Consider the following 6,384-nt stretch of genomic DNA (forward strand, 5'->3'; position numbering starts at 1 on the left):
ACTTATTGACTTTATAACCTCAATTCATATAATATATATTGTTGATGAAGACTGGATAGAGTCTTACTTAGGGCGTAACGCATGCGAGCACCCTCTCGGTTTTTGTTGCTGACGGGACAGCGGCTGAACTTTCCTGTCAGGGAGCGTATCATTATCTATCCTTCGCTCAACCAAACAAAACCCGCGCAAGTAGAACCCTAGACGAAATTTAACTAACAAAGGAGTCTACCTATACAATGGCACGTTACACAGGTCCTAAATTTAAACTCAGCCGCCGTCTTGGCATTTCCTTGAGCGGCACTGGCAAAGATTTGAAACGTCCGTTCCCTCCGGGGCAACACGGTCCTAACCAACGCAGAAAAGTAAGTAACTACGGAGCACAATTGCTCGAGAAACAAAAACTGCGCCACATGTACGGTTTGGGTGAGAAGCAATTCCGCACCCTGTTCGAGAAAGCGCAGCACATGCCTGGTATCGCGGGCGAAACGTTTATGATCTTGCTTGAAAGCCGTTTGGACAACCTTGTTTACCGTCTGGGCTTCGCGAACTCCCGTGCTGGTGCACGTCAGCTCGTATCCCACGGTCACGTAACGGTTAACGGCAAGAAAGTAGACATCGCTTCTTACCGCGTAAACGTTGGCGACGTAATCGGCCTTCGTGAAAGAAGCCGTGGTCTCTCTTCCGTGAAGGAAGCTCTGGAGAACCGTACGCATGTTCCGGCTTACCTGGAATTCAACGACACGACTCTGGAAGGCAAATACATCCGTTTGCCAGAACGTTCCGAGCTGTCGCAAGACATCGACGAGAAGCAAATCGTCGAGTTCTACAACCGTTAAGATTCGGAAGCAAACCGACCCAAGTTGTTCTCAACTTGGGTCGGTTTTTTTGTGCCTACCTTTGGCTATTTGGTCATAATGCTGTAATCCGTACACAATTGACTTTCCACCAGTCACTTACATACGGTCACTAACGTTTGGAACAGCTCATTTTGTAAGCGATCATCTTCGATCAGGTGCAAGCGTTCAATATGCTGCTTCGGAAAAATCAATAAATGCCCCTTGGTAGCCGGATATAGATCGAAAATACACAGAACATGTATTGACTCGTGTAAAACCACAGCTTCTCGGGTTTCTAATACATTGCAAAGTATACAATCAACCATCATTAGACCCTTTCTCTGACTAAAAGAGGAACAGTAAGTTCTGTTCCTCTTTTAGCTGATTATGCATGATTATATGCAAAAATTGGCGAGGGATCTTTATATAGTCCATTCCTCTTATTTTACCGACAACTTCGCGAATTTGCGTTTGCCGACCTGGATGATCTCTCCGCCCGCCAGCTCCACTTCCGCGTTCGGATCGCTGATCTTCTCTTCGTTCAGCTTCACTGCCCCCTGCTGAATGCTGCGTCTCGCTTCCCCGTTGGAGGCGGCGAACCCAAGCAGCGTCAGCAGCTTGATCAGACGGATTTTGCCATTGTCCAGCTCAGCGGCAGGAATCTCTTTCTCTTCAATATCTTCCGGCAGCGCCCGTTGCTGGAACACGGTGACGAAATGCTCTTGCGCCGCATCGGCGGCTCCCTGACCATGGTACATCCGGACAAGCGTATGAGCCAATTTCATCTTGGCATCACGTGGATGCACCGCCCCCGATTTAAGGCCTTCGATTAGCTCTGCCAATTCTTCGAGAGACAGGTCAGTCACCAACTCAAAGTACTTCGTCATCAGCTCGTCCGGCACAGACATCGCTTTACCGTAGATTTCGTTTGGCGCTTCATCAATGCCGATGTAGTTGCCAAGGCTCTTACTCATCTTCTGCACGCCGTCCAAGCCTTCGATGATTGGAGTCATGATGGCTACTTGCGTGTCTTTGCCATATTCCTTCTGCAGCGTCCGGCCCATGAGCAGGTTAAACTTCTGGTCCGTTCCCCCCAGCTCGATATCGCTCTCCAGCGCCACCGAATCCATGCCTTGCATCAGCGGGTAGAAAAACTCATGGATGCTGATCGGCTGACCGCTTGTATACCGCTTCGTAAAATCGTCGCGTTCCAGCATACGTGCCACGGTTACCTTTGCAGACAGCTTCACAACGTCGGCGAACGTCATGGGTGCAAGCCACTCTGAGTTAAAGTTCACTTGCGTTTTGCTCGGGTCCAAAATTTTAAAAATTTGCTGGCGGTACGTTTCCGCATTCCGCTGAACATCCTCTTCTGTCAGTTGCTTGCGGGTTTCCGATTTACCGGTCGGGTCGCCGATCCGTCCCGTAAAATCACCGATGATCAACTGCACCTGATGGCCTAGCTCCTGAAACTGCCGCAGCTTCTGCATCACCACCGTATGGCCGATATGAATGTCCGGCGCGGAAGGGTCCAACCCCAGTTTCACTTTCAGCGGCTTGCCGGTCACTACCGACTTGATGACTTTTTGCTTCAATTCATCCTCCGGCACGATCTCCACGACACCGCGGGAAATTACCTGAAGCTGGCGTTCCACCTCGGCCTGCTGGGCCGCGCTTAATTCTTCCCATTTCATTGCTCTTCTTACCTCCATATTCATTAGACCTGCTTAGAAATCTAAACGCAAAAAAGCTCCTTCTCATCCCAAGGGACGAGAAGGAGCACTCGCGTTACCACCCTAATTAAAACCGCTTGCGGATCCTGCAGCGAATTGCCAGACGAACCGATGACGGTTTTCACTTCATTCACATAACGGGATATCCCGGTACCGGACTACTGGCGCATCTTTGACGCGCGTTCCCCCGGACGGCTCCAGACGGTAATTCAAAAGCGATCCGCTCATCGGTTCGCAGCAACCACCGATTCTCTGAGCAGCGGGAATCCGCCTTCTACTGAGTCTTTCTAAGCCTTTGTCGATTTGCAATTTAAAATATTATATAACATAGATGCATTCCTCAAGTCAAATCTACGAAAGCTAGGTCATAAGCAGGAAGTCGGCTTCGTCACACGCCAAAATACGCTGAAAAAACATCCAAATCCCCTTTTTTATGCTATAATGTTGCTGTTTATAAAGGAGGATCATGCATGGATCATGAGAACGACAAAAACTCCGGCAAGCTGCGGCGCAATAACCGGAGCGAAAAAACCGCAAAACCCGCCCGGAAGCGCAAAAAAGGCAGATTAGCCTGGGCGATTGTGGGTTGGCTCGTTCTGTTTGGATTTGCCGGCGCTCTGTTTGCCGGTGGAGCCGTATTCGGATACGTATCCTCCATCGTAAAGGACGATCCGGTGCGGTCGCGTGCCGACATTGAAGCAAAAATCAATCATAATGAAATGACCGGCTTCGCCTATTTCCGTGACGGCCAGCCGATCGGCCAGCTGCGATCGGAAGAGGACCGCCGTCCTGTCACTTATAAAGAAATCCCGCAAATAGTGATCGATGCTGTAATCGCTATCGAGGACAATCACTTTGAAGAACATATCGGGATCGACTTTAAGGGGACGTTGCGGGCGGTGAAGCAGCGGGTGCTCAAAGAGGACGTGCAGACCGGCGGCAGTACGCTGACTCAGCAGCTGGCGCGGCGCGTGTTCCTGAACCTGGATAAGACCGAAGACCGGAAGGTTAAGGAAATGCTGCTGGCGCTTCGGCTGGAGCGTTTTTTATCCAAAGAAGAAATCATTACAGCTTATTTGAATAAGGTTCCCTTCGGCAACGGTTCGAACGGGTACCAGGTTTACGGCATCAAAGCCGCGGCCAAAGGGCTCTTCAACGTCAGCAATCTGTCGGATTTGAATATCGCCCAAGCGGCCTATTTGGCGGGTCTGCCTCAGCTTCCCTCCACCTATTCCGCTTTTAACGGCAAAGGGGAATTTAACGAGGAGGCGTTCGGGCGGGCGGTCAAACGCCAGCAGCTGGTGCTGCAACGTATGCTTGAGGAGAACAAAATCACGCAAGCGCAATACGATGAAGCGATGGCCTTCGATATCAAAGGATCGCTGGCCAAGCCAACGAAGAAGGCGTATGACACGTTCCCGTATCTGATGCTGGAGACGGAACGTCAAGGCGCCATTGTCCTGGCGATGCTCAACAATCCGGAGATGACCAAAGAAGAGATTGCCGCCAACTCCGCCATCCTCGAGGAAGCTCGGCAGGAGTTGCTGACCGGGGGATACCGGGTGTACACGACCATCGACAAGAAGGTCTACAACGCTATGCACAAGGTATCGGAGAACGCGGACAATTTCTCTCCGTACAGTGAGAAGAAGGGGCTGGAGCAGGTCGCCTCGATGATGATCGATAACAAGACCGGCGCGATCCTTGGCATGATCGAAGGCCGCGACTTCTATACGGAGCAAATGAACTATGCAACGCAAATGAAACGGCAGCCCGGCTCTACGATGAAGCCGATCGCCGCTTATTTACCGGCGCTTGAAGAAGGGTTAGTTCAGCCCGCATCGATCATTGATGATTCGCCGATTATTTTGAAGGACTACCAAAAAGGCTTCCACATCCCGGTCAACTCGAGCGGCGGCTATAAAGGGTTGGTGACTGCGCGGACCGCTTTGAATGAATCGCGGAATATCCCAGCGCTTAAGGTGTTCAACAATATCGTGGGCATCGACAAAGCGTGGGACTTTGCCAAGAAGCTGGGCATCACCACATTGGAAGAAGAGGATTACCATGCGCAAACCGGTGTACTTGGCGGCTTGAAATATGGCGTCACCGTTGAAGAACTGACCAATGCGTACAGTTCGATCGCTAACGGGGGGCAGTTTACCGACGCATATATGATCGAAAAGATTACCGATGCGAAAGGCAACATCGTCTACAAACATGAGGTGAAGCCGGAGCGAGTCTTCTCCGAGCAAACGGCTTACCTGATGACCGATATGCTTCGCACCGTTATCACGGACGGCACCGGCAAATCGATCAAGAGCGACTTCAAGAAATATGGCAAAATTCCGGTTGTCGGCAAAACCGGAACCACACAAAACTATGCCGACGTCTGGTTCATGGGTTACTCGCCGGACGTCACGCTGGGCGTATGGATCGGGTATCGCGAACCGGTGAACACGCTGTCGGAGGCCGGCAAATCCCGGGCGCGCAAAATATGGGCGCTCGTGATGAACGAGGTTACCGATAGCAGACCGGAATTGTTTGCGACCGAAGCGTTCACGAAGCCGGACGGCATCGTGAAGAAGACAGTTTCCGGCTACAGCGGGAAGTTGCCTACCCAGTTGACCCAACAGGCCGGGAAGCTGGTTACGGATATTTTTAATGCGAAATATGTGCCAACCGAACCGGACGACGTATTGATTCGCGCCAAGTACGTGACATACGAAGGCATCAACTACGTGCCGCTCGAAACAACGCCTTCGGATATGCTTCGTGAGAAAGTTGTCGTGAAGCGCGAGACGCCGATCGAAGTGCTCAAGGAACAACTGGAGCAGGCGTTCGCCGGAATGTCCGGCAGTCACAAACCGCTGAGCTTCTACTTGCCGAAGGATGCCGGGGAAGATGCGCCTTACAAGCCAGATCCTCGTGTCGACGATGGTCAGGCACCAGCGCCTCCGGCGAATGTTGCCTTGTCTGCAGGCAGTGGAGCAGCGACGATCACGTTTAATGAAAATACGGAAAAAGACGTCGTCGGTTACCGTTTGTATCGCGCGGATGACGGCGTGACGTTCCAGTATACTGGGAAAGCCGCGCTGGTTGGAGATCCGGCGGTGATTACTGACGATCGATCCGTGGGCTTCACCACCGCGTACTACGTCACGGCCGTTGATGTGGCCGGCAAGGAATCGGCGCCAAGCGCGATCGTCAACGTTTTTGGCGGCGGCGTATTCCCGGGCGACGGCTCGACGCCGAATACGCATGGTGAAATGCCAGGCGGCAGCGACGGTGGTATCATTGGAGACAATGGGAACAACGGTCCGTTACCTTCATCGCCAGCTAACGTGAGCGTGAAGCAGGACGACCGGGGATTCACGGTGAGCTGGGATGCGAACGGTCCGCTTGACCTGGTGACGAGCTACAACGTCTACGTGTCCGATGCCCAAGGCGGCACCTACACGAAGGTCGGCTCCACCTCGGACCCGCACTTCTCGTTCAAGACCGACTCCAGCTCCGTCTGGATCCAAGTCACCGCCGTCAACGTGCTGGGTGAATCCCCGCCGTCGGCGCCGGTGCAGTATAGTAAATAGCGAAAAAGCAGCAGGTGTGTGCCTGCTGCTTTTTTGGTGCTGCTCTTTCTTGTGTGATCTTGTGCTCGTGGGTGCTCCTATTTCATCGAACCGTGAAACGATGTTTCCTTAAGGCTGTCCGTATAAATATATATGATTTTTCGAACATAATTCGCTGCAAACTACCCATTTGGCGGAAATATATTCGATTTTTCACATAAAATCTCAAAGTTCGGGCTTCAAGGG

Annotated in this window: 4 protein-coding genes and 1 other annotated feature; of the genes, 2 read left to right on the top strand and 2 right to left on the bottom strand. The window is 51.9% G+C overall.

Going from position 1 to position 6,384, the window contains the following annotated elements:
* The first annotated feature begins 236 nt into the window (after positions 1 to 236).
* On the top strand, positions 237 to 836 hold the full coding sequence (gene rpsD / locus M3G15_RS20935) for a 30S ribosomal protein S4 (RefSeq protein WP_009225221.1): 600 nt from the start codon (positions 237 to 239) through the stop codon (positions 834 to 836).
* Between the two features lie 113 nt (positions 837 to 949).
* On the opposite strand, the gene M3G15_RS21740 is transcribed toward rpsD, so the two are convergent.
* Positions 950 to 1,165: an HIT family protein gene (locus M3G15_RS21740; protein WP_083791500.1), complete on the bottom strand. Its 216-nt coding sequence runs from the start codon at positions 1,163 to 1,165 to the stop codon at positions 950 to 952.
* A gap of 111 nt (positions 1,166 to 1,276) precedes the next feature.
* Positions 1,277 to 2,530: a tyrosine--tRNA ligase gene (tyrS, locus tag M3G15_RS20940; RefSeq protein WP_085170766.1), complete on the bottom strand. Its 1,254-nt coding sequence runs from the start codon at positions 2,528 to 2,530 to the stop codon at positions 1,277 to 1,279.
* Positions 2,531 to 2,598: 68 nt separating this feature from the next.
* Positions 2,599 to 2,868, bottom strand: a binding site (T-box leader).
* 171 nt (positions 2,869 to 3,039) lie between these two features.
* On the opposite strand from tyrS, the gene M3G15_RS20945 reads away from it, so the two are divergent.
* Positions 3,040 to 6,159, top strand: coding sequence for a transglycosylase domain-containing protein (locus tag M3G15_RS20945; RefSeq protein ID WP_139816695.1), 3,120 nt, complete (start codon positions 3,040 to 3,042; stop codon positions 6,157 to 6,159).
* Positions 6,160 to 6,384: the final 225 nt, after the last annotated feature.

It is taken from the genome of Paenibacillus sp. p3-SID1389 (assembly GCF_025151705.1).
In the GTDB taxonomy this organism is placed as follows: domain Bacteria; phylum Bacillota; class Bacilli; order Paenibacillales; family Paenibacillaceae; genus Fontibacillus; species Fontibacillus phoenicis.